Consider the following 23,940-nt stretch of genomic DNA (forward strand, 5'->3'; position numbering starts at 1 on the left):
CCCAACCCGGAGCCGGCGGTGCGCCCCACCACTGCGCCGGCGTAAGTTGGTCCGATGGCCTCTCAGTTCCTGCAAGATCAGGAGCCATCGGCATGGCTTGGACCGTTTCGACGAAGCTGGCGCCGAGGATGCCGGCGGCAGCACTAGCTGCCACGCCCTGCGCAACAAAACCGAGAAAAGCCCGGCGGGATCTAACGGTCATTTTCTTCTCCTTATTTTGTTATGCCGTTGCTCGCGCGGATTGAAATGCGTAAAGCAGCCAAGCCAGACCATGCGAAAGCAGGTCGACCCCAAGCAGGAATCCAAGTGCCCATAGGCTGATATTGGGAATTCCGAATAGGATCAGCAGACCGGCGGCTATTCCGAAAATGCCGGAAATCAGCATCATCCAACCGTTCTGCGCCCAGTGGGCGAAGCTCAGCGCGCATCGAATGGCACCCGATGCGAACAGCAGTGCGCCCAGGAGATAAGTCAGGACCAGGGCGCCGGAAGCCGGTTGAGTGACGAGCGTAAGACCGAATGCGACATAGAGCGCTCCAAGCAGAATCTGCCACAGGAAGCCGCCCCAGCCTCTGGTCCAGAAGGCGTGAATGATCTCGAACGCGCCGGCCGCAATGGCCGTCAGGCCGATCAGTTTGACGCTGATAATAGTAGCGAACATAAGATCGCTCAGAGCAAAGAACCCGGCGAGGATCATGACGACGCCGAGGAGCGTGCAAACCCAGAGCGGCGGGGGACCCAGGCTCTCAATGGTGGAGCTTCTATAGAGAGTCATGGACCCCTCCTTTCGTTGCCGGATGCAGCGATGCTAGCTGCCGTCCCTATGATCGGCATCCGACGAAACCCTGAGCGCGAGGATGGGAAGTTCCGATCGCGGGTGGTCACCGCGGCGAAGGTGAACGGCGCCCACCTCGCTCGCTGAGCGTGAGGCGGGTCACCGTCGCGGCGAGATTGACGCCAATGCTGCGCTCCAAGGAGAGCGGCTGCAGAACGATACTTCGGCGCGACCCTCCGATCAGAACATTGGCCCCGAGGCCGGGTCCCAGCGCAACATGGCTGCTTATGCCGACGTAGCTTCCGTGCAAGGAGCCGCGGCCAATCCCTGAGTTCCTGGCAAGCACGGCCCAAGACAGAGCGCCAACTCCGGTGACGCCGAGGTCCAGACCCACACGCTGGATCCGTCCGTCATAGATATAACGCGTCGTCGATCCTCTCCGATAGAATTCGCAGCGAAGCGACTGAGTCGATCCAACGAGGGCGCCGACTCTCGCCCCGCCGAAGCACAGGAGGCGGCCGACCCTGAATCTCTCGCCCTGTGCTGAGGCCGAGCTCATCGCGATCAGCGCGGAAACGCTCAGCGCGCCGAGAGGTCGCATCATTTGCATCTCAGGACTCGTGTTGATCGTTGGTCTGCGGTGACACGGGCACTCGCTGGTCGCCGCGATAAAGCCAGAACGTCATGCCGAGTCCGACCAGCAACACGGCCGCCAGAAGGAAGAAGATCATCGACTGTTTCAGCCAGGACAGCGCCGGAACGGTGGCTGCCATCGCAACGCCGAGGAAGCAGATCTGTGGGAGCAAGAGGCTCAGTCCTGCCAGAAAAGTGCCGAGCGCCAATAGCACCAAAAGGACAAGGCTTGACGCGGGGGTTGGAAGCAACTGTTGGACGCTGGAAATCAGGACGATGTTCATCGCGACCAGGACGGCGACCCAGTGCAGCGCCTGGGTCCATAGCAGGCGAAACTGGGCCTGCTTGTTGTCAAGCTGGGGCCATTTGGCTACGACGCACACCGCCGCGATTGCAAGCGAGAGAAACTCCCAATAACCGACGAGTGGCCGGTGCGAGATGTTGGTGTAGGCGACGCCTGCGATTGCAAGCACGAGAGCCAGGATGTACGGCAGTTGCTGCCACAGGAAATTGGCTCTCGCCGGATTGGTCGAGGATGCGACGCTATCGTGCGATTGCAGATCGATCTCGCTCATGGGCCATCCCTCGCGGTTGTGTCGACCTCATCACCAAGAAAGTCCTCGACATAGAATCTGAGCACCGCGGTGCGGCCGATCGCGACCAGCGGCATCGCGAGCGCCAGACCCATCACGCCAAAAAGTGCGCCGAGCAGGACGATCGCGACCAGCGTCCAGGCAGGTGGAATCTCAACCGCTTGGCGCTGGATCAGCGGACCGATCACATAGCCTTCGACCGACTGGATAATGGTGTAAATGATCACCGCCCAGGCCAACACCGAAACGCCGAAAGGCATCGCCACGAGCGCAATCGGAACCGCGGCCACAAGGGGACCCAGGTAGGGAACGAAATTCGACAATCCAGCCTGAAGCCCGAGCACGAAGGGGCCTGGCAGTCCGACGAGATAGAGCGCGACCCAGGTACATAGCGTCATCAGGACGATACGAACCACCTGGCCCACGAACCATAGCCGCAAAACCAGTCCCATTTCGTTGAGAACCCCGCGCGCGCGGGGCCGGTACGAGGGCTTGACCAACAGGAGCAGGCTGTCGCGGTGGCCGGCCGGATCGAAAGCAAAGAGAAGTCCGAGGAACAGGATGACCAGAGCGTTGACCAAGAAGCTCGATGCGCCGCCGAGGATCATCTGAGCATGGCTGAACAGACTGTTGTGATCGGGGAACAGCCACGTGGCGAGGTTTCGTCCTCCGTCCGGGCCCAGCAGGTCCACGCCGAACGACAACAGGTGATCCTGGACGACGTCGACCTGCTCATCCATGACCTTGAGGAGCAGCCGCGTCTGCTCGGGCAGCTTGCTCGCGCCCCAGACGAAGCCCAGCGTCAAGGCGGCAGCCAGAAGCAGCACGACCAGCGTCAGCCGCCAGACTCGATTGAGGGGGAGGACAGGCGCAAGGGTCCTCGCGGCGGCGTCCAGAAATGCGGCGAACAGGACACCTGCGAAGATGACGAGCAGGCTCGAAGCGGTCTGCCACACCAGGAAAAGACATATGCTGAATGCGAGCAGGCCGAGACCGGCCGTCAACAGGCCGCGCCATTCGACATGTGCAGGCCGACTTGCGGGATCATCGTGTCGGGCGTCCTCGCGAAGTCGTTCCAGGGCCGTCTTCGTATCGGTCATTAATCGCTCAAATCGGCAGATGCATCCCGAGGCGTCAGCTCTGCGTTCGGCGAGCTATCGTCCCGGGTCGTTCGGAGCATAGGTACGAACCCGCCGGCTGCCGTAGTGCGGATGCCTTCCGCCGCGATGGCGCCAATAGCGATGCTTGTGGGGATTGGCGACCCGCGCCGCGTCCGTTGGCGCAGATGCGCTTGGGCTATTCGATTCCGCAACGGAGGGCGTTGGAGCCGCAGTTGCGGCTAACGCGCCCGCGATCAGAAGTCCGCAAACAAGACGAATGGCCATGCTTGCCTCCATGTGGAGGGCCGGCGAACGCAGAACTTTTACGGTGGAACCACGTGGGAAGTGCGAGAATGCTACATCCAGCCGCGCGATGGGCGCAAGGCGGGAGAGCTTCTGATCGACCTCGTGCGATGCAGGTGCCATGGCGCGTGATGGCCCTCTTCCGTCGATGGCGGAGGCACCGCGGGCAGAACATACCAATACGCGGCCATCCAACTCGCTGATTTTGTGGGGGCTTCTTCCGGTCGCCTATCCGGGATTCTCTGTAGGACGTCAGGGCAGGACCGCGCGCCCGCCATTGCTGCCCGGTTTTCCCAGATGGCCGCAGCATCCGGGTTCCGCTCCGACATCCGCGCCCGATGCGGCGCCATGGGTCACAAAGACGGCGCCGCCACGAAGAAACTCGCCGGCCCTCGCCAGTTCGGCGGCGATGTGTTCGGCATGCTTGATCGCGGCGCGCCGGGTGGCGCACTCGAATCCGATCCTGTCCTGACACAGGCCGTATCTATCGACGATGTGAAAGAAGTATCGCATCCGCGCTGAATAGGGCGGATGCAGAGCAGGTTCCAGTGACAAACGTGTAAGGGAATATCCCCAATTTGGATTAGGGCGTCAGCCCCCCGGGTTACTCTTTCGTAATGGCACGCCATGGCGGCCGATTGATCGGCGCGTTCTCCTGTCGAAGGCTGCGAAACGATCGGGTGGTTTTCGCCGCAGGCGCTCGGGTGATTTTCCAATATCCCGCAAGATGCTCCCGGCAATACCGTCGACGTTCACGCCTCGCCAATGGTACCGGGAGGAGACGGGCTATGTCCAACTATGATCAAAATTCACTGGGTTCTGGCACGATCGGCAGCCAAGACCTTGCTGCGGATGCCGGTCTGCACGGCTACATGCTCGGCGTTTACAACTTCATGGCTGCGGGGGTCGGACTGACCGCTCTTGTCGCATGGTTGAGCTATCAATTGACCGGTCCGGCATTGCTTCAGAGCCCCCTGATGTGGATCTTCATTTTGGCGCCTTTGGCCCTGGTGTTCTTCATCAGCTCGCGCATCAATACGTTGTCGGCGACGGCCGCACGGTGGCTGTTCTTTACCTATGCCGCCCTGGTGGGCGTGTCAGTCTCGACACTGCTTCACATCTATACCGCCTCTTCGATCACGCGCGTCTTCTTCATCGCCGCGGCAATGTTCGGGGCGCTCAGCGTCTTTGGATATACCACCAGCCGGGACTTGTCCGGGCTGGGGACCTTCCTGTTCATGGGTCTGATCGGAATCATTATCGCAGCCGTGGTCAATCTCTTCCTGCGATCGACCGGACTGGACTGGTTGATCTCGGTCATCGGGATCGGCGTCTTTGCCGGTCTGACTGCCTACGATACGCAGCGTATCAAGGCGATGTACGACGGCAGGGACGATGAGACGGCCGCCGGCCGCAAGTCAGTGATCGCCGCGCTGTCGCTCTATCTCAACTTCATCAATATGTTCATGATGCTGCTGCGTCTGGTCGGCAGTCGCCGCTAGGCCGAAGCCGAGTTCACCGGGTCAGGCCGCCGGCCTTTCTGCGACGCTCGCGAGCGCGTCGCGGAGAGCCTTTTCCGTGGTCTCATCCAAAGATGTTTTCAGAACGACTCCTCCGGCGTCCTTGATTTCCTTGAGCACCTTGTCCGCAGTCATGTTCTTGATCAGGACGAACAGCGCGGCGTTTCCAGGTTGGATCGTCATTGCAAGCTGCTTCATGAAAGCGTCGTCGATGCCGAAATCCGAAAGTGCACCGCCGAGCGCTCCTGATGCGGCGCCGACTGCGACGCCGAAAATCGGATTGAGAAAGAGCACTCCGACCAACAGCCCCCAGAAGCTGCCCGTGATCGCTCCCATCGCGGTTGTGTTGACGAGCTGATTGAGCCTGATGCTGCCCGCATCGGTCTTGACGGCTATCACAGCGTCGCTGATTGTTATCAGGTACTCCTTCTGCAGCTGGAGGAGGTGCTCACGCACCCGTTCGGCTTCTGCCTCGGTCGGATATACGATCGCCACCAGATCGGACATGGAGACCTCCTGCTGATCGAAATTTGGTCAGCTTGCGTCGGGCCGCTCATAGCGCTTAACACGCGGTTTCGCATTGCCGACATCGGTGGAAACCCCCGGGGCAGGCGGATGGATCTTGGGATGACTCGCGTCAGCGACTCGCGAGTGAGATCTGGCAGGTTCATCGAAAAATCGTAGTTGCCAGATCTGTGAATTGTCTCTCTCGAGACGCCGCCCGCGACCACGGTCTATCAGAGCGAATCGTACGACAACGCCGAGACAGTAGCCGTATTGAATGATGGCTTGCGCGAGGATGATGACCAATGCCGTATGGAAGAGCGATAAATCTCGATGTACCGAAAACAGGATCGAAGCCATCAATACCACAATCAGAAATGGGAGCAGAGCGGTGATCGGAAACATCGTGCCGACAGCAAAGCCTGTGACGGCGACGAGGACTGCGGCCTCTCCCATTGAACATCTCCAAGAACGAGAAACGACAATGTCCCCATCAGATCGGCTCGATCGGAGCGAGAACTCAAAATTGACGATTGGAAGGATCTTCTTCGTGTGAGGAGCGGCTGTGGCTCATAACTCTCGCCGTTGGCTCCCGTGTGGCCATCGACCATGCGGAGTCAGGGTCTACGTCGATTGGGAAGCGCTGGATTTCGTGTCGCCTCTCGTCTCTGACGCGTATCCAGCCACGACCGTTCCGTAGCTCGGAATGGATGATTGCAAGATCGCGCGCCATTTGTAGCGCTGCGACCTGCGCACCCGCGTTGTGCTCGAATGGCATTCCGCCCGGATCGAGCACGACGTAGCGATCGAAATAGAGGTCAAAGTAAAAGCGTGGCATGTGCAACTTTCAGCTGTGTTGGAGTCGAGGAGGGTACGCACATCTACGTTTGTCGAGGACGGCCGGTCGGAGCGCGTTTGCCGAGCTGCGACCAAGGCGCGGCGCCGTCGTGATCAGAACTGGTGAGCTTAGGCGTACGCGACCAGAACGCCGTCTTCTAATCCTGCTTCGCGTCTAACATTACGCTCCTCATCTGACACAGATATCGGGTGGTTGCCCGATCAAGGCTAAGGAATCTCCTATGAATCTGGTGATGAGACTCATGTCTCGTGTCTCGGCTGAGGCATCATCTCCGCCAACTTTTCGCTGGGCGAATTGCCTTCATCACGGTCGCCTGAGCTGGCAGACAGCACACTCTGGTTAGGGCCGATCGGGCGCAGGCAGCATGGTTGGCTTGAGTTCCCCGGAAATCCGGCATCGGAACCAGCGGAACCAGCCACCTGTTGTTGCCGTAATCGCCCCTGTGCGGCCCGCTGTCGCACTCCAAAAAATTTGATAATTCACCCTCAGGTGGTATCCTTAGGAGTGAGGGACAGCGTTGCCAAGTATTGATAGCTGTTATCCAGACCAAAAGAAGCTTAGCTCAGTATAATCATGGAACAAAAATCCACTCCGCGGACTAGAGCGCCCACCGGTCCTGGGCTTCGACGAAACGCAATTTATTTTTGTTTCCATAGCATTTGAGCAGTGCAGCGAGCTCCGCCTCCGTTGCGCGTGACTCATTACACAAAACCGCGATCTCAACTGAAAGATGAATCGACCTATGGTATAACTTAACCGACGGTGTATACTGGAGTAGTTCCGGGGCAGGAACGGACTTTCCAAGTTGGAAGGTCATAAGCGGAGTGTGTACCGTGAGGTCTGACAACGCTTCTGCCAGGGGGGCTGGTGGATCCAGTGTCCTGAACTTGGCGCGCATCGAGGCCCAGATTGACGCCCAGGGCACCAAGGAACGGCTGTACTGGAAGTTCGCTCGAGAGCTTCTCTTCGTCGTGCGCCCATCATACGGGGGCCGTTTCGTCTACGAAGCTATAAACCCGGCGTTCGAAGCGCTTATTGGGATCGCTTCGGAAGAGATCCGGGAGATGGCCGTCAGCGACTGTATGGGGACAGAAGATGCCAGGTCCGTCTATCAGGTCCTGGATGCCTGTCTCGCCCAAGGCGACGAAACACGTCTGCGTCATCCGCTAGCGCTCGGTGGAGTTCCGCGAAACATCGAGACAGTCGTTGCGCCGATGTGCGATCCGCTGACGGGCAACATCACTCGATTGATCGGGAGCCATCGCGTCGCGAGTGAAGAGCCGGTGGAAGGCGCCCTGGAGATGGACCGGGACGATACAGGCATAACCGCCCGGTTAGCTTCCATTCAGGAGGACATTCAGCAGCGGATCGCGTCCGATCTGCACGACTCAACCTGTCAGCATTTGGTTGCTGCGAGCCTCGGTCTGATGCGGATACGAGGCTGTTTGAGCCAATCGGCCGAGGCCGAGCAGATTTACGACGATATCAACGCCTCGATCGATCGCGCCTTGAGGGAAATCCGAACATTTACTTATCTGCTGCACCCGCAAAACCTCGCGGCGTCCGGGTTGAGGGCGACGGTTGAACACTATGCTGAGGGCTTTGCCGCACGCACGTCGTTGGATGTCAGCGCTCGGATTGTGCCCAGCGTCGATCGGCTGCCTTATGAAACGCAGCGGTCGCTGCTGCGAGTCATTCAAGAAGCCCTGACGAACGTCTTCCGTCACGCGAAAGCAACTGCGGTCGACGTTGCCATCGAGGTGGCCGGTAAGCATTTCGAGCTGAGCGTAACCGACAATGGGCGCGGCATCCCGGCTCTTGCCAGGGCCGGGTATCACTCCAAAACAAAATCACTCGGCGTCGGAATTCCCGCAATGCAGGCGAGGCTGCAGCAGATGGGAGGTATGCTCGAGATCTATTCTCGGAAAGGAGGGCAGTCCGGTACTGTCCTGCGCGCGGCATTTCCCCGTGGACATGTGGCGCGCTCGGTCAAAGGCCGCCGCAATCATCAGCTTTCGCGCAAGCAGCCCATGAACGAAATGGTGGATCGATAGTCAGACGGGGACATCGCGTTTGGGCACCGATTGGATCGCGCGAAGCGGTACGAGTTTGGAGTTGCCTCGCCATGAAGCGTTTTCTCATTGCTGATGATCACGAAGCGGTCCGTTCGGGACTGCGGGCTGTCCTGGAACAGCACCCCGGCTGGGAAGTCGTTGCGGAGGCGAACGACGGCAGCAAGGCTCTCGCCGCGGCCGTCGCAAGCCAGCCCCATGTCGCGATACTCGATTTCTCCATGCCGCGCATGACGGGGGTGGAGGTTGCGCGGCGCATCAAGGAATATCGGATGCACACGGAGATTCTAATCTTCACCGTGCACAATTCAGGTCTACTTGCGCAGCAGGCGTTCCAGGCGGGGGCGCGCGCGTTCCTGTTGAAATCAGATGCCAACAAGCTCTTGCTGGCTGCGGTCGAGTCGCTTCTGGTGCACAAGGCATTCTGCACGGACAGTTGCGCGAGCGAACTGAACGGCAGTTTGGGTGAGGACAAGCACAGGTATCATCACCTCTCGCCGCGAGAGCGGCTGGTTGTGAAGCTGGTCGCGGAGGGCTATACCAACAAGCGTATCAGCGCCATGCTGGACCTCAGCGTCAAGACCACCGAAGCGCATCGTGCGGCCGCAATGCGCAAGCTGGAAGTCAACTCGACGGCAGGCCTGGTTCGATACGCAGTACGTGCCAACCTCGTGGAACCGTAACGGGACAGTCTCGTATCGCGCCGGTGTTTAGGCGAGACTGCGTGCGCGATCTCAATACATTTCCTGCGAGATTCCTCGGGTTTTGCGCAATGGTCGCTGGAAGATCGATCAGTACGCTGTCAACCTGCCCGCTTGAACCTGCAGACAACCGCCGATAATTGCGGCGCCGGTATACGGGACGACGCTGTGAAACGGATATTGATCGCGGATGATCATGAGGTGGTACGCTCGGGACTTCGTGCGATCATTCAGGCACGACCCGATTGGACCGTAAGTGGAGACGCGATTGACGGCGAGCAGGCGGTGGCATTGTCTGCCAAGACGAGGCCGGACATTGTCATCGTCGACTATTCGATGCCTTTGATGAACGGGTTGGAAGTGAGCCGGCGCATCAAGGCGCTCCATCTCCCTTCGCAGGTGCTGCTTCTCACGATGCACGAAGACGAGGAGATTCTGACCGAGGCTCTTCTGACGGGAGCTCGCGGTTTCCTGTTGAAATCGGATGCCAGCAAGCATCTCATTTCGGCGATCGAGGCTCTGTTGGAGGGAAGGCCTTACTTCACCGGCGTGTTGCTGGAGAAGTTGCTTAGCGACTACCAGCTCCACCAGCAGAACCGGTCATCAACGCTTCTCACTCCGCGAGAGCAGAGTGTGGTTCAGCTGATCGCGGAGGGATACACCAACAAATCCATCGGCTCGATCTTGAAACTCAGCATAAAGACCGTCGAAACCCACCGAGCATCGGCGATGCACAAGCTTCGCACGTCGACGACGGCCGAGCTGGTACGCTATGCGATCCGCAAGAAATTGATCGAGCCCTGAAGCTATCAAAAAAATGCCCACCTGAGGGTGGGCCAGTCTTGGGAGGACAGGCTCCTCTCATTGGTAGACCATGCCCCGTCGGAACGGTCCCGAACATCCGGTATTAACCTCATGGTCGAGAGCTGAAACTATGAGTGGGCGCGCTTCGCTGGGTCGTGACCCCCGGGAACTCCACGTCAGGCGCCTGGACGCAAGCTTGTGCCGAGGCAACGGAAATGCTGCGCAAGAGCACGATCCAACCGGACTGAAAGCGGGCGCGCCATCGAATCCGCTGCACACTCCCAGAACACTAAGTAAAGGCGATGACCCGAAGGTGGACTTGTCCCGATCCGGGCCCGGGTAAAACCCGCATCGCCAACTTCCAGCATCGGTGTTAGGTGGATTTCCGTGTCGAAGGCCGATCGCGCCGACGTGCATGGTCGTCACGGCAGATCAATCGAGTTGTCGCTGAAATGCTCGATCATGCCCCACGATTGGCCGACGGCTCGCCTTGTAGTCCGAGACCGGGAGTTGTGCCATGCGCGGCCACATTCTATTCGCTTCATTGTTTGCGATTGGCCTTGTTGCGATTGCGACCTCGAGTTCGCCAGGTCAGGCGCGCGACCGTGTTACGCGGGCGACCTCCGGCATACAGGATCGATACTGTCTGCAAGGAAGGCGATGGGGCTATCCCGGGAACTGTCAATTCGCGACTCGCAGCCAGTGTCTGGCAGCCGCATCTGGGACTAACGCCCGCTGCGGCAGGAACCCGCGACACACGTTTGCGGGACCGCGGCAAGGCTAGCGATCAGGTCTTGTGTCCGTGAGGTTAGCCGATGTGCAGGCCCATGTCGCCAGGGCGGCCGTCGGCGGCTGGTAAGCGGCTTGCCACGAGGTGCCAATATGGCCTCTGCCAGCTGCCCGCCGCCGTTGAAGATCCAAGAAATTTTGGCACGGACCAAATGGCGCGGGACTTGCTCTCAGCAAAGTATGACGATTCTTGCCAATGATCATCCGGCACGTCGGCTGCGCGACAGGACCACCGGTCCGGCTGCCTTGGCCGGCGGGCTCCTGATCGCCAACGGCCTTGCCTGGGCCTGGGCGTTCGCGCTGTATGCGGAGCGGCCTGCTGTCGTCGGCACCGCGCTGCTGGCCTGGCTGCTCGGCCTGCGCCATGCCGTCGATGCCGACCACATCGCCGCGATCGATAACGTTGTCAGGAAACTGATGCATGCGGGCGAGATGCCGCGTGCCAGTGGCCTCTATTTCGCGCTCGGCCATTCCAGCGTCGTGGTCGCGGCCACCATCCTGCTGGCAAGCATGGCGACGATAGGCTTGGCTGATAGCGACAGCCTGATCAGGTCGTTCGGCAGCGCCGTTGGCACGTCGGTCTCCGCTGCGTTCCTGCTGCTGATCGCTTCGGCCAATCTGGTCGTTTTGTTCGACCTCTGGCGCAGGTTTCGCTCGCTGCGGCAGTCTGACCAGGGCGCGCGCAACGTTGTCGCGATCAGTTCGGCCGAGCCGCAACGTGGCTTCCTGGTCCGTGTGTTAAGGCCGCTGCTCCGCATGGTGAGCCGCCCGTGGCACATGTATCCGCTCGGTCTCGTGTTCGGCCTTGGATTCGATACCGCGAGCGAGATCGGCCTGTTGAGCCTATCGGCGACGGAGGCCGCACGTGGAACCTCGCTCATGCATGTTCTGGTGTTCCCGGCGCTGTTCGCTGCGGCCATGGCAACGGTCGATGCCGCTGACAGCGTGCTGATGACTGCCGCCTATCGATGGGCGCTGACGGATCCGCATCGCAAGCTTCGCTACAATCTGGCGATAACAGCGGCATCCGTCATGATTGCCTTTATCATTGGTGGCATCGAGACGGCTCAGCTGTTGGGGGCGCGGTTCGGCCTCGCGGGCAGCGTGTGGAATGTGGTTGGCGATCTCAATGCCCATCTCGCCGATCTCGGGATTGTCGTGATCGGTTTGCTTGGCGCGGTCTGGATCGGATCGATGTTGATCAACCGGCGGCGGGATACCGCCGCAAGCGCGGTCGAATGTCACCGACGCCATCCCGACGGAGCGGTGCTTGCCAGCGTTCCGACAGAAGCGCAAAATCACAAGCTCGCGCTGTGATCCCCGTCCTTTCGGTGGCGATCGCGCGCCAGATGAGTTGGAAGACGCCCGGAGATGGCCTTGTCCGATCGGAAGATGAAGATGCTCTGGCTGCAGGGGGCGAGCTGCGGCGGGTGTACCATGTCGATCCTGGAGAGCGGCGCATCCGGCTGGTTCGATGAGCTGAGGCAGTCCGGCATCGAGCTTCTGTGGCATCCCTCGGTCAGCGAGGAGACCGGCGCAGAGGTGCTGGATATCCTGGAAGCCGTTCGCGACGGACGTGAGCGGCTCGATGTTCTTGTGCTCGAAGGATCGGTTGCGCGCGGGCCTGATCTGACCGGGCGTTTCAACATGCTCGCCGGCACCAACCGTTCAATCTATCATTGGGTCTCAGAACTCGCGCCGCTCGCGGATTATGTGGTCGCGGTCGGCAGCTGTGCTGCCTATGGCGGAATTCCGGCCGCCGGCTCCAATCCGACCGATGCGGTCGGGCTGCAGTTCGAGGGCACCGACAGCGGCGGCGCGCTGGGGGGCGGCTTCCGGTCGCGCCGCGGGCTGCCGGCGATCAACATCGCGGGATGCGCGCCGCATCCCGGCTGGATCATGGAAACCTTGTTGGCACTTGGCACCGGTGATCTCGCGTCCGGCGATCTCGACGGATATGGCCGGCCGAAATTCATCGCCAATCATCTCGCGCATCACGGCTGCTCGCGCAACGAATTCTATGAGTTCAAGGCCAGCGCCGAAGCGATGTCCGAGCGCGGCTGCCTGATGGAGCATCTCGGGTGCCGGGCGACGCAAGCCGTCGGCGACTGCAATCAGCGCTCCTGGAATGGCGGAGGCTCCTGCACCAAGGGTGGCTATGCCTGCATTGCCTGCACGTCGCCGGGCTTCGAGGCGGCGCAGAATTATCTGGAGACGGCCAAGCTTGCCGGCATCCCGGTCGGCCTGCCGACTGACATGCCGAAGGCTTGGTTCGTTGCGCTCGCGGCCCTGTCGAAATCCGCAACCCCGCGGCGCGTGCGGGTCAATGCGACGTCGGATCACGTCGTGGTGCCGCCGACCCGGCCCAGCGGCAAACGCGCGCCATGACCCGGATCGCGGTCGGCCCGTTCAATCGTGTCGAGGGCGACCTCGAGGTGCGCCTTGATATCGCAGATGGGCGGGTGGCGCGGGCCGAGGTGACCGCGCCGCTTTACCGCGGCTTCGAGCAGATCCTGGAGGGGCGTCCGCCGCTCGACGCACTGGTGATCGCGCCGCGCATCTGCGGCATCTGTTCGGTCTCGCAGTCAGTCGCCGCTGCGGCTGCATTGCGGGCCGCGATGGCGCTGGACGCTGCGCCCAACGGCCTGCTCGCGACCAATATCGCGCATGCGGCAGAAAACGCCGCCGATCATCTGACGCATTTCTACGTGTTCTTCATGCCTGACTTCGCGCGCGAAGCTTATGCGGCACAGGCTTGGCATGCTCCGGCCACAGAACGTTTCAAGGCGACGCACGGCAGCGCCGCGCGCGAGGCGCTGCCTGCCCGTGCGCGGCTGCTGGAGATCATGGGCGTGATCGCCGGCAAATGGCCGCATAGCCTTGCCTTTCAGCCAGGCGGCACGACGCGGGCGATCGAGCTCGGCGAACGTATCCGGCTGACCTCGATTGCGGCCGCGTTCCGTGGCTTTCTCGAGCGTGTTGTGTTTGCCGATAGGCTGGAGAATGTGTTGGCGCTGTCCAGCGCGCATGAGCTCGACCGCTGGCGCGACGGCCGCGGTGGCGATTTCGCGCATTTCCTGCGGATTGCTGACGCGCTTGCGCTCGCCGATCTCGGCAAGGGTACGGGGCGCCTGATGAGCTTTGGCGCCTACCATGATCAGGAGGGCGCGCATTTCCGCGCAGGCGTCCTCAGCTCGTCCGCGCAAGTCGCGCCGCTCCCGCTCGGTCAGATCACCGAGGACGTCTCGCACGCCTGGATGCGGGACACCTCGCTCGATCCGGCAGAGAGCGCGACCGTGCCGGATGCCGACAAGCCGAACGCGTATAGCTGGTGCAAGGCGCCACGGCTTGCCGGCCAGCCGGTCGAGGTCGGCGCACTGGCGCGGCAGGCCATTGACGGCCAATCGCTGATTGCCGCGCTCGTTGCAGAGAGCGGCAGCAATGTCCGCAACCGCGTGATCGCCCGGCTGATTGAGACCGCCCGACTGGCGGTTGCGATCGAAAGCTGGGTCAAGGCGCTGCGTCTCAACGAGCCGTTCTGTGTCAACGCCCGCGACATCTCCGATGGTCACTCCGTTGGTCTGGTCGAAGCGGCGCGCGGCAGCCTTGGCCATTGGCTCGCAGTCCACCACGGCAAGATCGAGCGCTATCAGATCATCGCGCCGACCAGCTGGAATTTCTCGCCGCGCGATGCCGATGGCGTTGCCGGGCCGCTCGAGCAGGCGCTGGTCGGGACGGAAGTTGGCTCCGCCGGCGCGCGCGCAGTCGGCGTCCAGCACGTGGTGCGCTCGTTCGATCCCTGCATGGTGTGCACTGCGCATTGATGTTGTGGCATCGCGCGATGCTTGAGAGGGGCGTGCCGGAAACTTCGTTGTCGAACTGCAAAGTCGGTTGTTTCCGCTTCCGCCGTGACGACACGCCCGCGACACCGGTTTGAGACTGCGTCACGTCTTCAAGCGCTTGGAATCATTCTGATTTAAAGTTGCAATTGATCCTGGCCTGCTTCTTGCTGTCTGCCTTCCCGAACAGCGACCAGGCGCGGTCGCCAAAGCAATCATCAAGGGAGGGCTCATGGGCGCGGCAACGGAAACTTTTTACAGCGTGATCAGGCGCCAGGGCATCACGCGACGCAGCTTTCATAAATTCTGCAGCCTGACCGCAACCAGCCTGGGGCTCGGCCCGCTGGCAGCGAGCCGCATCGCCAACGCGCTCGAGACCAAGCCGCGCATTCCCGTGATCTGGATGCACGGGCTCGAATGCACCTGCTGCTCGGAAAGCTTCATCCGTTCTGCGCATCCCCTGGTGAAGGATGCCGTGCTGTCGATGATCTCGCTCGACTACGACGATACGATCATGGCGGCGGCCGGCCATCAGGCCGAGGAGATTCTCGAAGAGACCCGCGCCAAGTACAAAGGCCAGTATGTGCTCGCGGTGGAAGGCAATCCACCGCTCAACGAAGGCGGCATGTTCTGCATCGACGGTGGCAAGCCGTTCGTCGAGAAGCTGAAGCTGATGGCCGAGGATGCGATGGCGATCATCGCCTGGGGTGCCTGCGCCTCCTGGGGCTGCGTGCAGGCCGCAAAGCCTAATCCCACCCAGGCCACCCCGATCGACAAGGTCATCACCAACAAGCCGATCATCAAGGTGCCGGGCTGCCCGCCGATCGCGGAAGTGATGACCGGCGTCGTCACCTTCATCACCACCTTCGGCAAGCTGCCCGAGCTGGACCGGCAGGGGCGGCCGAAGATGTTCTATTCCCAGCGCATCCACGACAAATGCTATCGCCGGCCGCATTTCGATGCCGGCCAGTTCGTCGAGGAGTGGGACGACGAGGCCGCGCGCAAGGGCTTCTGTCTCTACAAGATGGGCTGCAAGGGACCGACCACCTACAACGCCTGCTCGACGGTGCGCTGGAACGGCGGCGTCTCGTTCCCGATCCAATCCGGTCACGGCTGCATCGGCTGCTCGGAGGACGGCTTCTGGGACAAGGGCTCGTTCTATGATCGCCTTACCACGATCAAGCAGTTCGGCATCGAGCACAATGCGGACGAGGTCGGCATGGTCGCGGCCGGCGCGGTCGGCGCCGCCGTTGCCGCGCATGCGGCCGTCACCGCGGTGAGGCGGCTCGCGACCAAGCGTGACGATGCCAAACAAAACGTCGGGCAGGACAACTAATTCTTTTCAGGGCAGGTAACGATGGGCATTCAGACACCCAATGGGTTCAATCTCGATAATTCCGGCAAGCGGATCGTTGTCGATCCCTTGACCCGGATCGAGGGACATCTTCGCGTCGAGGTCAATGTCGACTCCAACAATGTCATTCGCAATGCAGTCTCGACCGGCACGATGTGGCGCGGCATCGAGACCATCCTGCGCAACCGCGATCCGCGCGACGCCTGGGCCTTCACCGAGCGGATCTGCGGCGTCTGCACCGGCACCCATGCGCTGACCTCGGTGCGCGCCGTGGAGAACGCGCTCGGCATCTCGATCCCGGAGAACGCCAACTCGATCCGCAACATCATGCAGCTCTGCCTGCAGGTGCATGATCACCTCGTGCACTTCTACCATCTGCATGCGCTCGACTGGGTCGACGTGGTGTCGGCGCTGAAGGCCGACCCGAAGGCAACCTCCGCACTGGCACAATCGATCTCGGACTGGCCGCTGTCCTCGCCCGGCTATTTCAAGGACCTGCAGATCCGTCTCACAAAGTTCGTCGAGTCTGGCCAGCTGGGGCCGTTCAAGAATGCCTATTGGGGCCATGCGGCCTACAAGCTGCCGCCCGAAGCCAATCTGATGGCGGTGGCGCATTATCTGGAAGCGCTCGATTTCCAGAAGGAGATCGTCAAGGTCCACACCATCTATGGCGGCAAGAATCCGCATCCGAACTGGCTGGTCGGCGGCGTGCCCTGCGCCATCAATGTCGACGGCACCGGCGCGGTCGGCGCCATCAACATGGAGCGGCTAAACCTTGTCTCCTCCATCATCGACCGCTGCATCGAGTTCACGGAGCAGGTCTATCTGCCCGATGTCGCTGCGATCGGTTCCTTTTACAAGGACTGGCTCTACGGCGGCGGGCTGTCGGGCAAGAGCGTGATGGCCTATGGCGACATTCCGGAAAATGCCAACGACTATTCGGCCAAGAACCTGAAGCTGCCGCGCGGCGTGATCCTGAACGGCAATCTCAAGGAGGTGCTGCCGATCGACCACGCCGACCCCGAGCAGATCCAGGAGTTCGTCACGCATTCCTGGTACAAATACCCTGATGAGACCAAGGGTCTGCATCCCTGGGACGGCATCACCGAGCCGAACTATCAGCTCGGGCCGAATGCCAAGGGCACCAAGACCGACATCAAGGAGCTCGACGAGGGCGGCAAGTATTCCTGGATCAAGGCACCGCGCTGGCGCGGCAATGCCGTCGAGGTCGGGCCGCTGGCGCGCTACATCGTCGGCTATGCCCAGGGCAAGCCGGAGTTCAAGGAGCCGACTGAGAAGTTCCTGAAGGATCTGAACCTGCCGGTCACGGCGCTGTTCTCGACGCTCGGCCGCACCGCGGCGCGCGCGCTCGAATGTCAATGGGCGGCGCGGCAGATGCGCTACTTCCAGGACAAGCTGGTGGCGCGGATCAAGGCCGGCGATTCATCGACTGCCAATGTCGAGAAGTGGAAGCCGGAAAGCTGGCCGAAGGAGGCCAAAGGCTTCGGTTTCACCGAGGCGCCGCGCGGTGCGCTCGCGCACTGGATCAAGATCAAGGACACCAAGATCGACAACTACCAGTGCGTGGTGCCGACCACCTGGAACGGCTCGCCGCGCGATCCCAAGGGCAATATTGGCGCCTTCGAAGCCTCGCTGATGGATACGCCGATGGCGGATCCGGAGAAACCGTTGGAAATCCTGCGCACGATCCATTCCTTCGATCCGTGCCTGGCCTGCTCCACCCATGTGATGAGCCCGGACGGCCAGGAGCTGGCCACCGTGAAGGTGCGATAGGAGGGCGTCATGCTGGACAGAACAATCGCACCGGACGGTTCGTTGCAGACGGGGGCCTCCGACGCGCATGGCGAGCGCGTGATCGGGCGCCCGACGGTCTATGTCTATGAAGCCCCGGTCCGCATCTGCCATTGGGTGAACGCGCTCGCGATCGTCGTGCTCATGGTCAGCGGCTATTTTATCGGAACGCCGCTGCCGTCCGTCGGCGGCGAGGCCTCGGCGCATTTCCTGATGGGCTATATTCGCTTCACGCACTTCGCCGCGGGACAGATCTTGGCGGTGTTCTTCCTCGCCCGCGTCCTGTGGGCTTTCGTCGGCAACCACCACTCCCGGCAGATTTTCTACGTACCGGTGCATCGGGTGCAGTTCTGGAAGGAGGTGCTGCACGAAATCCGCTGGTACGCGTTCCTGGAGCGTGAACCGAAGATGTATGTCGGCCACAATCCGTTGGCCCAGACCGCGATGTTCACGGGGTTCACGCTGTTCGTGGCCTTCATGATCATCACCGGATTTGCGCTCTACTCGGAAGGCGAGGGGATCGACAGCTGGCAGCACAGACTGTTCGGTTGGGTGTTTGCGATCTGGCCGAACAGCCAGGACGTGCATACGTGGCATCACCTCGGCATGTGGGCGCTGGTCACGTTTGTGATGGTGCACATCTATGCCGCGATCCGCGAAGACATCATGTCGCGCCAGAGCATCATCTCCTCGATGGTCTCAGGCGAGCGCCAATTCCGCGAATAGGGGCTCCGTATGAGTGATGCCGGGCAAGACCGGATCCTGGTGCTCGGGATCGGCAATATCCTGTGGGCGGACGAAGGCTTCGGCGTGCGGGTGGTGGAGGAATTCCACCGCCGCTACGCCGTTCCCGACAACGTCACCATCCTCGACGGCGGCACGCAGGGCCTTTACCTCGTGAACTACGTCGAGGATGCCGATGCCCTCATCGTCTTCGATGCCATCGACTACGGTCTTGCGCCGGGTGAGCTGAAGCTCGTCCGCGATGACGAGGTGCCGCGCTTCACCGGCGCCAAGAAGATGAGCCTGCATCAGACCGGCTTTCAGGAGGTCTTGAGCGCGGCTGATCTGCTGGGCCGCTATCCGAAGCGCCTTGCCTTGATCGGCTGTCAGCCTCTTGATCTCGAAGATTGGGGCGGGCCGTTGACAGAGCCTGTCCGGGCACAGATCGAGCCGGCGATCCGGCTGGCCTGCGAGCTGCTGGCGCAATGGGGCGCGCCACCGGTGCCGCGCACCGAGCCGCTCGCGCCGGCGGAGCGGCTGCTCGCAAACGATATCGATCACCTGAATTATGAAATGAGGGCGCGCTCGGCTTGAGCCGGCTCGCCATTGGAGAACATGGCGATGTGCCTGGGCCTGCCGATGACCATTGTCGAAACCGACGGCACGACCGCGCTCTGCCAATATGGCGACGAACTGCGGCGGGTCTCGGTGCTGCTGCTGTCGGATCCGCCGGTGGGCGCCAAGGTGCTGGTCTATCTCGACAGCGCGGTGCGGTTGCTCGATGACGAGGAGGCGCGCCTGATCGGCGATGCGATCCAGGGACTGCAGGCAGCGCTCAACGGCGAGGATTGCGATCGCTTCTTCGCCGACCTGGTCGACCGCGAGCCGGAATTGCCCGAACATTTGCGATAAGCGGCCGGCTCTCCGCGCGCTGATAAGAAAGTATCCAGTCTGGTAGGAATATTTCCAGCCAAACTCCGGAAAATAGCTTTCCAGCTGGCAACGCGTTGAGCCGGATCAATAAAAATCATTCCTATTTTCAATAAGTTGGTTCGTAAGCTCAGGCTGGATCGCTCTGGCACATCGCTTGCTAGCCACAATTCCCAGTAGCGAAAAACTGGACAGGAGGGAGCGTCGATGGAGTTTCAGGAGCGCGGTCGCGCGCAGCGGCGGGGTGGGCTGCCCGAGGTCGATGCGTCGAATATCGATGATTTTCTCACCGCGGCCGACTGCGCCGGGGGCGTGGCGGTCCTGTTCTCCGCGGGCGATCCCGTGCGATTTCCCGAAGTGCTCGACGTCGCCATCGTGCTCCCCGAGCTGATCACGGCCTTTCAGGGCCGGCTGCATGGGGCCGTCATCGCGCGTGAGGCTGAGGCCACGCTGGGCGAACGTTTCGGCGTGCGCGTGCAGCCGAGCCTGATCTTCTGCCGCGGCGGTGAGACCCTCGGCCTGATCGCCAAGATCCAGGACTGGTCTGTTTATGTCGAACGCATCTCCCGGCTGATCGACCGACCGAAGTCGGGCAAGGCAGCCGTCGTCGCCAGCATTATTCCCGCCCATACCGCCCAAGGGGCCGAGCGATGAAAGCAGGTTTCTGGATTGCCCCGGAGGGGGAGGAGCAGCCGGTCAACATCTTTCCGATCGGCGAGGAGAGTCTTGACGCTGCGCACAAGGGCCTGACCGCAGCAGGCGCGCTCGCCAAGCTTGCAACCTTGGACAGTGCCGAACTCGCACGCAACTGCCCGAATGCGATCGTGCTGTTGTCGCAGGTCGCCGACAGCATCGCGCGTCAGACCAGCGACGCGCCGACCCAGCTGTTCCGGCTCGCGGGTCTCAACGATCTCGAACGACGGCTGATCGACGACGTGCTCGGCGAGGGCGAGGTGGCCGGCGTGGTGGCGCTGCCCGGCGGATCGCTGGCGCAGATCCAGGAATCGGTGCTGGCCGGAGTCTGGCGCGTGCGCTGGGAGGCGGATAGCCAGCACGACTACATCGAGATCGGCCCGGTGCCGGAAATCGTGACCCGTGCTGCCGCCGATCTGACCGTGCCGGATTTCGAGATCGGGGCGGCGCCGGAGGGCATCATGAATGCGCTGCCGGTGCTGGCTGAGATCCGCGAGCGTACGCTGGCCTGGAAGCCGGGCACGCGCACGCAGACCATCAACTTCACGCTGCTGCCGATGAGCCCGGCCGATATGAGTTTCCTGCAGGACACGCTCAGAAACGGACCGATCCAGCTGGTCTCGCGCGGTTACGGGACCTGCCGTGTGCTGGCCACCGGCGTGCGCAATGTGTGGTCGGTGCAGTTCTTCAACGCGATGGACACCATCATCCTCGATACGCTCGAGGTCGGCGGCGTGCCGGTGGTAGCGCTCGCCGCCGACGAGGATTTCGAGGATTCGGCCGTGCGCCTCAAAGAGATCATCGAGGCTTATTTCACATGAGCGGATTCGAGAATTTCGGCGTGCCCAGCGATCTCGCAGATAGCGTCCGCATGGAATGCGGCATCTGCTGGACCTGCTACGACCCTGCGGAGGGCGATGCGGTGGCACAAATCCCCGCTGGGACGGCTTTCACCGCTTTGCCGGAGGATTGGCGCTGCCCGACCTGCGACGCACCGAAATCGAAATTCATGGCGATCGAAGCATGAGCGCGATCGCGGTCCAGCCGGCAGGAGCTCCCATCACCGATCCGGTCGCGTGGGGCGAGCGGCTTGCTGTGGCCTACCGCGACATTGGCGCGCGCACCATGCGTGAGCTTCCGATCTATCATGATGCGCTTGACGTGGAGGCGATCGGTTTCCAGCAGATGCAGGGTAACATTGTTGGCATCGTCGTCACCCCCTGGTTCATGAATGTGGTGACGCCTGCGGACGGAGTTGCATCGGACCATCTGCAGATCCACTTTCCCGCGGGCACCTTCACATTCACGGTCAGTGAGATCGAGCCGGTCGGCCGGATCGCGAGCTGCTCGCTGTTCTCACCGATGTTCGAGTTCGCCGATATGGACACAGCACGTGCCGCGGCGCAGGCCGCCTCGGCCGAACTGATGACAGCATGCGCCGACGATCCGCCGCGGGTCAATGGGCTTGGAAAGACCAGCAGCGTTATCGACCGCCGCGCCTTTCTGCGCGGAAGCCTGACGGAGAGTGCGCGGTGAGCCCGGGCATCCGCGATCAGATCGATCTCGCACTGTCGGTTGTCGATGGTCGGATCGCGGCCGTCGATATCAGGCCGCGAACCCGTCCACCTCTGAGCCGCATCCTCGCAGGCAAGCCCGCCGAGAAAGCGGTAGCGGCCCTGCCGCGCCTGTTTTCGCTGTGCGCTGCTGCGCATCAGGTTGCGTTTCTGTCGGCGCTGGATGCTGCATATGCGCGCGAAGTCGCATCGTTGACGCGGCAGCGGCGCACTCGTGCTGTCGTCGCCGAGCGGCTCGCCGAACTGCTGCGTGGTCTGCTGATGCCGCGTCTTGCGCAGGATCGGGGCGCGATCGTAGGCCTGCGCAAGCTGCTGCAGGCCGCGGCGTCTCTCGCCGCCGACACGGCAGACGGGTCCCGCATTGAAACCTTGTCGCAGATCAAGACCGCACTTGCCGCGCTGGGCTTATGTTTGCGGCCGGAGGAGATCGTTCCAGAAAGCCCGCTGGCCTCGATTGTTGTGGCCGCGAACGATCGCGACTGGACACATCCTATGCTCGCAGACCAAGGCCACCTGTCGGCGGCGGACGACCCGCTCATCGTTACACGTCTGCTTGACGAGGGCGCATCCTTTGCCGATCGGCCCGATCTCAGCGGCCGTGTCCCTGAAACCGGCGTCTGGGCCCGTCACGCTTTGCGAATGACATCTGTGGCGGCCTCGTCCGGGACGCCGGTTGAGCGGCTAGAGGCCAAGGTCGCCGAAATCATCGAGCTCGTTCGCTGGCTTGAGAACCAGCAGGACGACAACGAGACGCGCGAGAGTGGCGTGGTCGAGAGCTATCCGCTCGGACGCGGGCGTGGCGCCGCAGCGGTCGAATGCGCCAGGGGGCGACTCTATCACGCGGTCGAGCTCGACGGCGCAGGCCAGATTGTTCGCTCCGAATTTCTGGCGCCGACCGAATGGAATTTTCATCCGCGCGGGCCGGTGGCCAGGGCCCTGACCGGCGCCGCCGCCTCCATGCACAGCCGCGACGCCGTCGAGGCGCTGGTCGGCGCATTCGATGCCTGCGTCGGCGTGCGTGTCGAGCTGACGGAGCTGGCCGATGCATGAGATGGCGTTGTGCGAAGGCATCGTCGAGATCGTCGAGCAGGAAGCGCGCAAGGGCGCATTCTCGAAGGTCAAGACGGTGTGGCTCGAGATCGGCGCGCTCAGCCACGTCGCGCCCGAGGCACTGCGGTTCTGTTTCGATGCGGTCACCGCGCGCACGGTGGCGGAAGGCGCTGCGCTCGAAATCATCACGCAGCCGGGCACGGCCTGGTGTCTCAACTGCTCCCAAAGTGTCGAGATCGCCGAGCGTCTCGCGCCGTGTCCGTCCTGCGGCAGCTACCAGCTGCAGGTCACTGGCGGTGAGGAGATGCGGGTCAAGGAACTGGAGGTCGAGTGATGTGCACGGTCTGTGGCTGCAGCGAAGGCAAGGCGTCCGTCGAAGCCGGTGACGAGCACCACCATCATGATGGCGATCATGATCATGCGCATGGCCACCATCATCATGGCCACGCTCACGATCACGACCACAACCATGGCAATCACGGCGACCATCACCACCACCACGGTCACGGCCATCATCATCACGGTGACCATGATCATCATCACGATCATGGCGAAGCCAGCCGTATCGACTGCACCGCCAATCCGGCCGGACAAGAGATCGCCGGTATCTCCTCGTCGCGTATCGTCCAGATCGAGCGCGACATTCTCGGCAAGAACAACACCATTGCCGCCGACAACCGCGCCCGCTTCGGCGCTGATGATGTGCTCGCGTTCAACCTCGTTTCCAGCCCCGGTGCCGGCAAGACCTCGCTCCTGGTCCGTGCCGTCGCGGAGCTGAAGCAGGGCCGTCCCGTTGCGGTGATCGAAGGCGACCAGCAGACCTCGAACGATGCCGAACGGATCAGGGCGACCGGCGTGCCGGCGATCCAGATCAACACCGGCAAAGGCTGCCATCTGGATGCGGCGATGGTGGACGAAGCCTATCGCAAGCTGCCGTCCTTGCGTGGCGGCATCCTGTTCATCGAGAATGTCGGCAATCTGGTCTGTCCGGCCGCCTTCGACCTCGGCGAGGCCTGCAAGATCGTGGTGTTCTCCACCACCGAAGGCGAGGACAAGCCGCTGAAGTACCCGGACATGTTCGCAGCCTCCTCCTTGATGCTGATCAACAAGATCGATCTCGCGCCGGCCGTCGATTTCGATCTGGCGCAGACCATCGAATATGCCCGGCGCGTCAATCCGAAGATCGAGGTGCTGACGATCTCCGCGCGCACCGGCGAAGGCTTTGCCGCGTTCTATGCCTGGATCAGGAAGCAGTCGGAAAAGGCCAGGGCGAGCGTTACCGCGCAAGCCCTGAGCGCGGCTACGGTCTGAT

Annotated in this window: 28 protein-coding genes; 20 read left to right on the forward strand and 8 right to left on the reverse strand. The window is 61.9% G+C overall.

All coding sequences use genetic code 11. From position 1 onward, the window contains the following. Positions 1 to 220 precede the first annotated feature (220 nt). The 5 genes from ACQR1W_RS38675 to ACQR1W_RS38695 form a co-directional block, all read right to left on the reverse strand. Positions 221 to 775, reverse strand: coding sequence for an HdeD family acid-resistance protein (locus ACQR1W_RS38675; RefSeq protein WP_008973596.1), 555 nt, complete (start codon positions 773 to 775; stop codon positions 221 to 223). Positions 776 to 881: 106 nt separating this feature from the next. Beyond that, positions 882 to 1,385 (reverse strand): DUF992 domain-containing protein, encoded by a 504-nt coding sequence (locus ACQR1W_RS38680; RefSeq protein ID WP_434855677.1) that lies wholly within the window; start codon positions 1,383 to 1,385, stop codon positions 882 to 884. A 1-nt stretch (position 1,386) separates the two neighbouring features. Next, on the reverse strand, positions 1,387 to 1,983 hold the full coding sequence (locus ACQR1W_RS38685) for a hypothetical protein (protein ID WP_434855678.1): 597 nt from the start codon (positions 1,981 to 1,983) through the stop codon (positions 1,387 to 1,389). Further along, on the reverse strand, positions 1,980 to 3,101 hold the full coding sequence (locus tag ACQR1W_RS38690) for an AI-2E family transporter (protein WP_434855679.1): 1,122 nt from the start codon (positions 3,099 to 3,101) through the stop codon (positions 1,980 to 1,982). Before ACQR1W_RS38690 ends, ACQR1W_RS38685 begins: the two co-directional genes overlap by 4 nt. 555 nt (positions 3,102 to 3,656) lie before the next feature. Beyond that, entirely contained in the window at positions 3,657 to 3,917 is a 261-nt protein-coding gene (locus ACQR1W_RS38695; RefSeq protein WP_434855680.1) for a DUF6894 family protein, read from the reverse strand. Between the two features lie 275 nt (positions 3,918 to 4,192). Between ACQR1W_RS38695 and ACQR1W_RS38700 the strand changes: the two genes are divergently transcribed. Beyond that, entirely contained in the window at positions 4,193 to 4,906 is a 714-nt protein-coding gene (locus tag ACQR1W_RS38700) for a Bax inhibitor-1/YccA family protein (protein ID WP_434855681.1), read from the forward strand. A gap of 21 nt (positions 4,907 to 4,927) precedes the next feature. Here the strand turns inward: ACQR1W_RS38700 and ACQR1W_RS38705 are convergent, their stop codons facing one another. From ACQR1W_RS38705 to ACQR1W_RS38715, 3 genes are all read right to left on the reverse strand, one after another. After that, positions 4,928 to 5,431 (reverse strand): DUF1269 domain-containing protein, encoded by a 504-nt coding sequence (locus ACQR1W_RS38705; RefSeq protein ID WP_434855682.1) that lies wholly within the window; start codon positions 5,429 to 5,431, stop codon positions 4,928 to 4,930. 27 nt (positions 5,432 to 5,458) lie between these two features. After that, positions 5,459 to 5,884 (reverse strand): hypothetical protein, encoded by a 426-nt coding sequence (locus tag ACQR1W_RS38710; RefSeq protein ID WP_434855683.1) that lies wholly within the window; start codon positions 5,882 to 5,884, stop codon positions 5,459 to 5,461. Between the two features lie 64 nt (positions 5,885 to 5,948). Beyond that, positions 5,949 to 6,266, reverse strand: a complete 318-nt coding sequence (locus ACQR1W_RS38715) for a DUF6894 family protein (RefSeq protein ID WP_434855684.1) — start codon at positions 6,264 to 6,266, stop codon at positions 5,949 to 5,951. Between the two features lie 908 nt (positions 6,267 to 7,174). On the opposite strand from ACQR1W_RS38715, the gene ACQR1W_RS38720 reads away from it, so the two are divergent. The 19 genes from ACQR1W_RS38720 to hypB all read left to right on the forward strand — a co-directional run bounded on the left by ACQR1W_RS38720 (position 7,175) and on the right by hypB (position 23,939). Then, entirely contained in the window at positions 7,175 to 8,341 is a 1,167-nt protein-coding gene (locus tag ACQR1W_RS38720) for an ATP-binding protein (protein ID WP_434855685.1), read from the forward strand. 71 nt (positions 8,342 to 8,412) lie between these two features. Continuing rightward, positions 8,413 to 9,042: a response regulator gene (locus tag ACQR1W_RS38725; RefSeq protein ID WP_008973585.1), complete on the forward strand. Its 630-nt coding sequence runs from the start codon at positions 8,413 to 8,415 to the stop codon at positions 9,040 to 9,042. A gap of 186 nt (positions 9,043 to 9,228) precedes the next feature. Then, positions 9,229 to 9,864, forward strand: a complete 636-nt coding sequence (locus tag ACQR1W_RS38730; protein WP_008973584.1) for a response regulator — start codon at positions 9,229 to 9,231, stop codon at positions 9,862 to 9,864. Between the two features lie 517 nt (positions 9,865 to 10,381). Further along, positions 10,382 to 10,648 (forward strand): DUF3551 domain-containing protein, encoded by a 267-nt coding sequence (locus ACQR1W_RS38735; protein ID WP_083841486.1) that lies wholly within the window; start codon positions 10,382 to 10,384, stop codon positions 10,646 to 10,648. Between the two features lie 185 nt (positions 10,649 to 10,833). Then, complete coding sequence (locus ACQR1W_RS38740) at positions 10,834 to 11,970, forward strand: HoxN/HupN/NixA family nickel/cobalt transporter (RefSeq protein WP_434855686.1); 1,137 nt, start codon at positions 10,834 to 10,836, stop codon at positions 11,968 to 11,970. A gap of 54 nt (positions 11,971 to 12,024) precedes the next feature. Beyond that, on the forward strand, positions 12,025 to 13,041 hold the full coding sequence (locus tag ACQR1W_RS38745; RefSeq protein WP_434855687.1) for a HupU protein: 1,017 nt from the start codon (positions 12,025 to 12,027) through the stop codon (positions 13,039 to 13,041). Next, positions 13,038 to 14,477, forward strand: a complete 1,440-nt coding sequence (locus tag ACQR1W_RS38750; RefSeq protein ID WP_434855688.1) for a nickel-dependent hydrogenase large subunit — start codon at positions 13,038 to 13,040, stop codon at positions 14,475 to 14,477. The genes ACQR1W_RS38745 and ACQR1W_RS38750 overlap by 4 nt, the downstream gene beginning before the upstream one ends. A gap of 247 nt (positions 14,478 to 14,724) precedes the next feature. Then, positions 14,725 to 15,828 carry a hydrogenase small subunit gene (locus tag ACQR1W_RS38755; RefSeq protein ID WP_434855689.1) on the forward strand — a complete coding sequence of 368 codons (1,104 nt, stop codon included), beginning with the start codon at positions 14,725 to 14,727 and terminating at the stop codon, positions 15,826 to 15,828. A 21-nt stretch (positions 15,829 to 15,849) separates the two neighbouring features. Further along, positions 15,850 to 17,640, forward strand: a complete 1,791-nt coding sequence (locus tag ACQR1W_RS38760; RefSeq protein WP_008973578.1) for a nickel-dependent hydrogenase large subunit — start codon at positions 15,850 to 15,852, stop codon at positions 17,638 to 17,640. Between the two features lie 9 nt (positions 17,641 to 17,649). After that, positions 17,650 to 18,384 (forward strand): Ni/Fe-hydrogenase, b-type cytochrome subunit, encoded by a 735-nt coding sequence (cybH, locus tag ACQR1W_RS38765; RefSeq protein WP_434855690.1) that lies wholly within the window; start codon positions 17,650 to 17,652, stop codon positions 18,382 to 18,384. Between the two features lie 9 nt (positions 18,385 to 18,393). After that, positions 18,394 to 18,975: a HyaD/HybD family hydrogenase maturation endopeptidase gene (locus ACQR1W_RS38770; protein WP_434855691.1), complete on the forward strand. Its 582-nt coding sequence runs from the start codon at positions 18,394 to 18,396 to the stop codon at positions 18,973 to 18,975. Positions 18,976 to 19,002: 27 nt separating this feature from the next. Continuing rightward, entirely contained in the window at positions 19,003 to 19,293 is a 291-nt protein-coding gene (locus ACQR1W_RS38775) for a HypC/HybG/HupF family hydrogenase formation chaperone (RefSeq protein ID WP_434855720.1), read from the forward strand. Between the two features lie 225 nt (positions 19,294 to 19,518). Beyond that, positions 19,519 to 19,965 (forward strand): hydrogenase accessory protein, encoded by a 447-nt coding sequence (locus ACQR1W_RS38780; RefSeq protein ID WP_434855692.1) that lies wholly within the window; start codon positions 19,519 to 19,521, stop codon positions 19,963 to 19,965. Continuing rightward, positions 19,962 to 20,825 (forward strand): hydrogenase expression/formation C-terminal domain-containing protein, encoded by an 864-nt coding sequence (locus ACQR1W_RS38785; RefSeq protein WP_434855693.1) that lies wholly within the window; start codon positions 19,962 to 19,964, stop codon positions 20,823 to 20,825. The genes ACQR1W_RS38780 and ACQR1W_RS38785 overlap by 4 nt, the downstream gene beginning before the upstream one ends. Then, a complete protein-coding gene (locus ACQR1W_RS38790) occupies positions 20,822 to 21,031 on the forward strand; it encodes a rubredoxin (RefSeq protein WP_434855694.1) in 210 nt (69 codons plus the stop codon). The genes ACQR1W_RS38785 and ACQR1W_RS38790 overlap by 4 nt, the downstream gene beginning before the upstream one ends. Next, complete coding sequence (gene hybE / locus ACQR1W_RS38795; protein ID WP_434855695.1) at positions 21,028 to 21,540, forward strand: [NiFe]-hydrogenase assembly chaperone HybE; 513 nt, start codon at positions 21,028 to 21,030, stop codon at positions 21,538 to 21,540. Before ACQR1W_RS38790 ends, hybE begins: the two co-directional genes overlap by 4 nt. After that, positions 21,537 to 22,628, forward strand: a complete 1,092-nt coding sequence (locus ACQR1W_RS38800) for a hydrogenase assembly protein HupF (RefSeq protein ID WP_434855696.1) — start codon at positions 21,537 to 21,539, stop codon at positions 22,626 to 22,628. The genes hybE and ACQR1W_RS38800 overlap by 4 nt, the downstream gene beginning before the upstream one ends. Beyond that, positions 22,621 to 22,962 (forward strand): hydrogenase maturation nickel metallochaperone HypA, encoded by a 342-nt coding sequence (gene hypA / locus ACQR1W_RS38805; RefSeq protein ID WP_434855697.1) that lies wholly within the window; start codon positions 22,621 to 22,623, stop codon positions 22,960 to 22,962. Before ACQR1W_RS38800 ends, hypA begins: the two co-directional genes overlap by 8 nt. Continuing rightward, on the forward strand, positions 22,962 to 23,939 hold the full coding sequence (gene hypB, locus ACQR1W_RS38810) for a hydrogenase nickel incorporation protein HypB (RefSeq protein ID WP_434855698.1): 978 nt from the start codon (positions 22,962 to 22,964) through the stop codon (positions 23,937 to 23,939). Before hypA ends, hypB begins: the two co-directional genes overlap by 1 nt. Position 23,940: the final 1 nt, after the last annotated feature.

The sequence above is a fragment of the Bradyrhizobium sp. HKCCYLS1011 genome, assembly GCF_051167795.1.
GTDB lineage: Bacteria > Pseudomonadota > Alphaproteobacteria > Rhizobiales > Xanthobacteraceae > Bradyrhizobium.

Bases quoted from the DNA above. Each gene is read 5' to 3' on its own strand.
- hypB (WP_434855698.1), top strand. From the start codon at position 22,962: ATGTGCACGGTCTGTGGCTGCAGCGAAGGCAAGGCGTCCGTCGAAGCC.
- hypA (WP_434855697.1), top strand. From the start codon at position 22,621: ATGCATGAGATGGCGTTGTGCGAAGGCATCGTCGAGATCGTCGAGCAG.
- ACQR1W_RS38735 (WP_083841486.1), top strand. From the start codon at position 10,382: ATGCGCGGCCACATTCTATTCGCTTCATTGTTTGCGATTGGCCTTGTT.
- ACQR1W_RS38745 (WP_434855687.1), top strand. From the start codon at position 12,025: ATGGCCTTGTCCGATCGGAAGATGAAGATGCTCTGGCTGCAGGGGGCG.
- ACQR1W_RS38775 (WP_434855720.1), top strand. From the start codon at position 19,003: ATGTGCCTGGGCCTGCCGATGACCATTGTCGAAACCGACGGCACGACC.
- ACQR1W_RS38785 (WP_434855693.1), top strand. From the start codon at position 19,962: ATGAAAGCAGGTTTCTGGATTGCCCCGGAGGGGGAGGAGCAGCCGGTC.
- ACQR1W_RS38725 (WP_008973585.1), top strand. From the start codon at position 8,413: ATGAAGCGTTTTCTCATTGCTGATGATCACGAAGCGGTCCGTTCGGGA.
- ACQR1W_RS38685 (WP_434855678.1), bottom strand. From the start codon at position 1,983: ATGAGCGAGATCGATCTGCAATCGCACGATAGCGTCGCATCCTCGACC.
- ACQR1W_RS38675 (WP_008973596.1), bottom strand. From the start codon at position 775: ATGACTCTCTATAGAAGCTCCACCATTGAGAGCCTGGGTCCCCCGCCG.
- ACQR1W_RS38705 (WP_434855682.1), bottom strand. From the start codon at position 5,431: ATGTCCGATCTGGTGGCGATCGTATATCCGACCGAGGCAGAAGCCGAA.
- ACQR1W_RS38695 (WP_434855680.1), bottom strand. From the start codon at position 3,917: ATGCGATACTTCTTTCACATCGTCGATAGATACGGCCTGTGTCAGGAC.
- ACQR1W_RS38690 (WP_434855679.1), bottom strand. From the start codon at position 3,101: ATGACCGATACGAAGACGGCCCTGGAACGACTTCGCGAGGACGCCCGA.
- ACQR1W_RS38750 (WP_434855688.1), top strand. From the start codon at position 13,038: ATGACCCGGATCGCGGTCGGCCCGTTCAATCGTGTCGAGGGCGACCTC.
- ACQR1W_RS38710 (WP_434855683.1), bottom strand. From the start codon at position 5,884: ATGGGAGAGGCCGCAGTCCTCGTCGCCGTCACAGGCTTTGCTGTCGGC.
- hybE (WP_434855695.1), top strand. From the start codon at position 21,028: ATGAGCGCGATCGCGGTCCAGCCGGCAGGAGCTCCCATCACCGATCCG.
- ACQR1W_RS38780 (WP_434855692.1), top strand. From the start codon at position 19,519: ATGGAGTTTCAGGAGCGCGGTCGCGCGCAGCGGCGGGGTGGGCTGCCC.
- ACQR1W_RS38770 (WP_434855691.1), top strand. From the start codon at position 18,394: ATGAGTGATGCCGGGCAAGACCGGATCCTGGTGCTCGGGATCGGCAAT.
- ACQR1W_RS38700 (WP_434855681.1), top strand. From the start codon at position 4,193: ATGTCCAACTATGATCAAAATTCACTGGGTTCTGGCACGATCGGCAGC.
- ACQR1W_RS38740 (WP_434855686.1), top strand. From the start codon at position 10,834: ATGACGATTCTTGCCAATGATCATCCGGCACGTCGGCTGCGCGACAGG.
- ACQR1W_RS38755 (WP_434855689.1), top strand. From the start codon at position 14,725: ATGGGCGCGGCAACGGAAACTTTTTACAGCGTGATCAGGCGCCAGGGC.
- cybH (WP_434855690.1), top strand. From the start codon at position 17,650: ATGCTGGACAGAACAATCGCACCGGACGGTTCGTTGCAGACGGGGGCC.
- ACQR1W_RS38790 (WP_434855694.1), top strand. From the start codon at position 20,822: ATGAGCGGATTCGAGAATTTCGGCGTGCCCAGCGATCTCGCAGATAGC.
- ACQR1W_RS38760 (WP_008973578.1), top strand. From the start codon at position 15,850: ATGGGCATTCAGACACCCAATGGGTTCAATCTCGATAATTCCGGCAAG.
- ACQR1W_RS38680 (WP_434855677.1), bottom strand. From the start codon at position 1,385: ATGCAAATGATGCGACCTCTCGGCGCGCTGAGCGTTTCCGCGCTGATC.
- ACQR1W_RS38715 (WP_434855684.1), bottom strand. From the start codon at position 6,266: ATGCCACGCTTTTACTTTGACCTCTATTTCGATCGCTACGTCGTGCTC.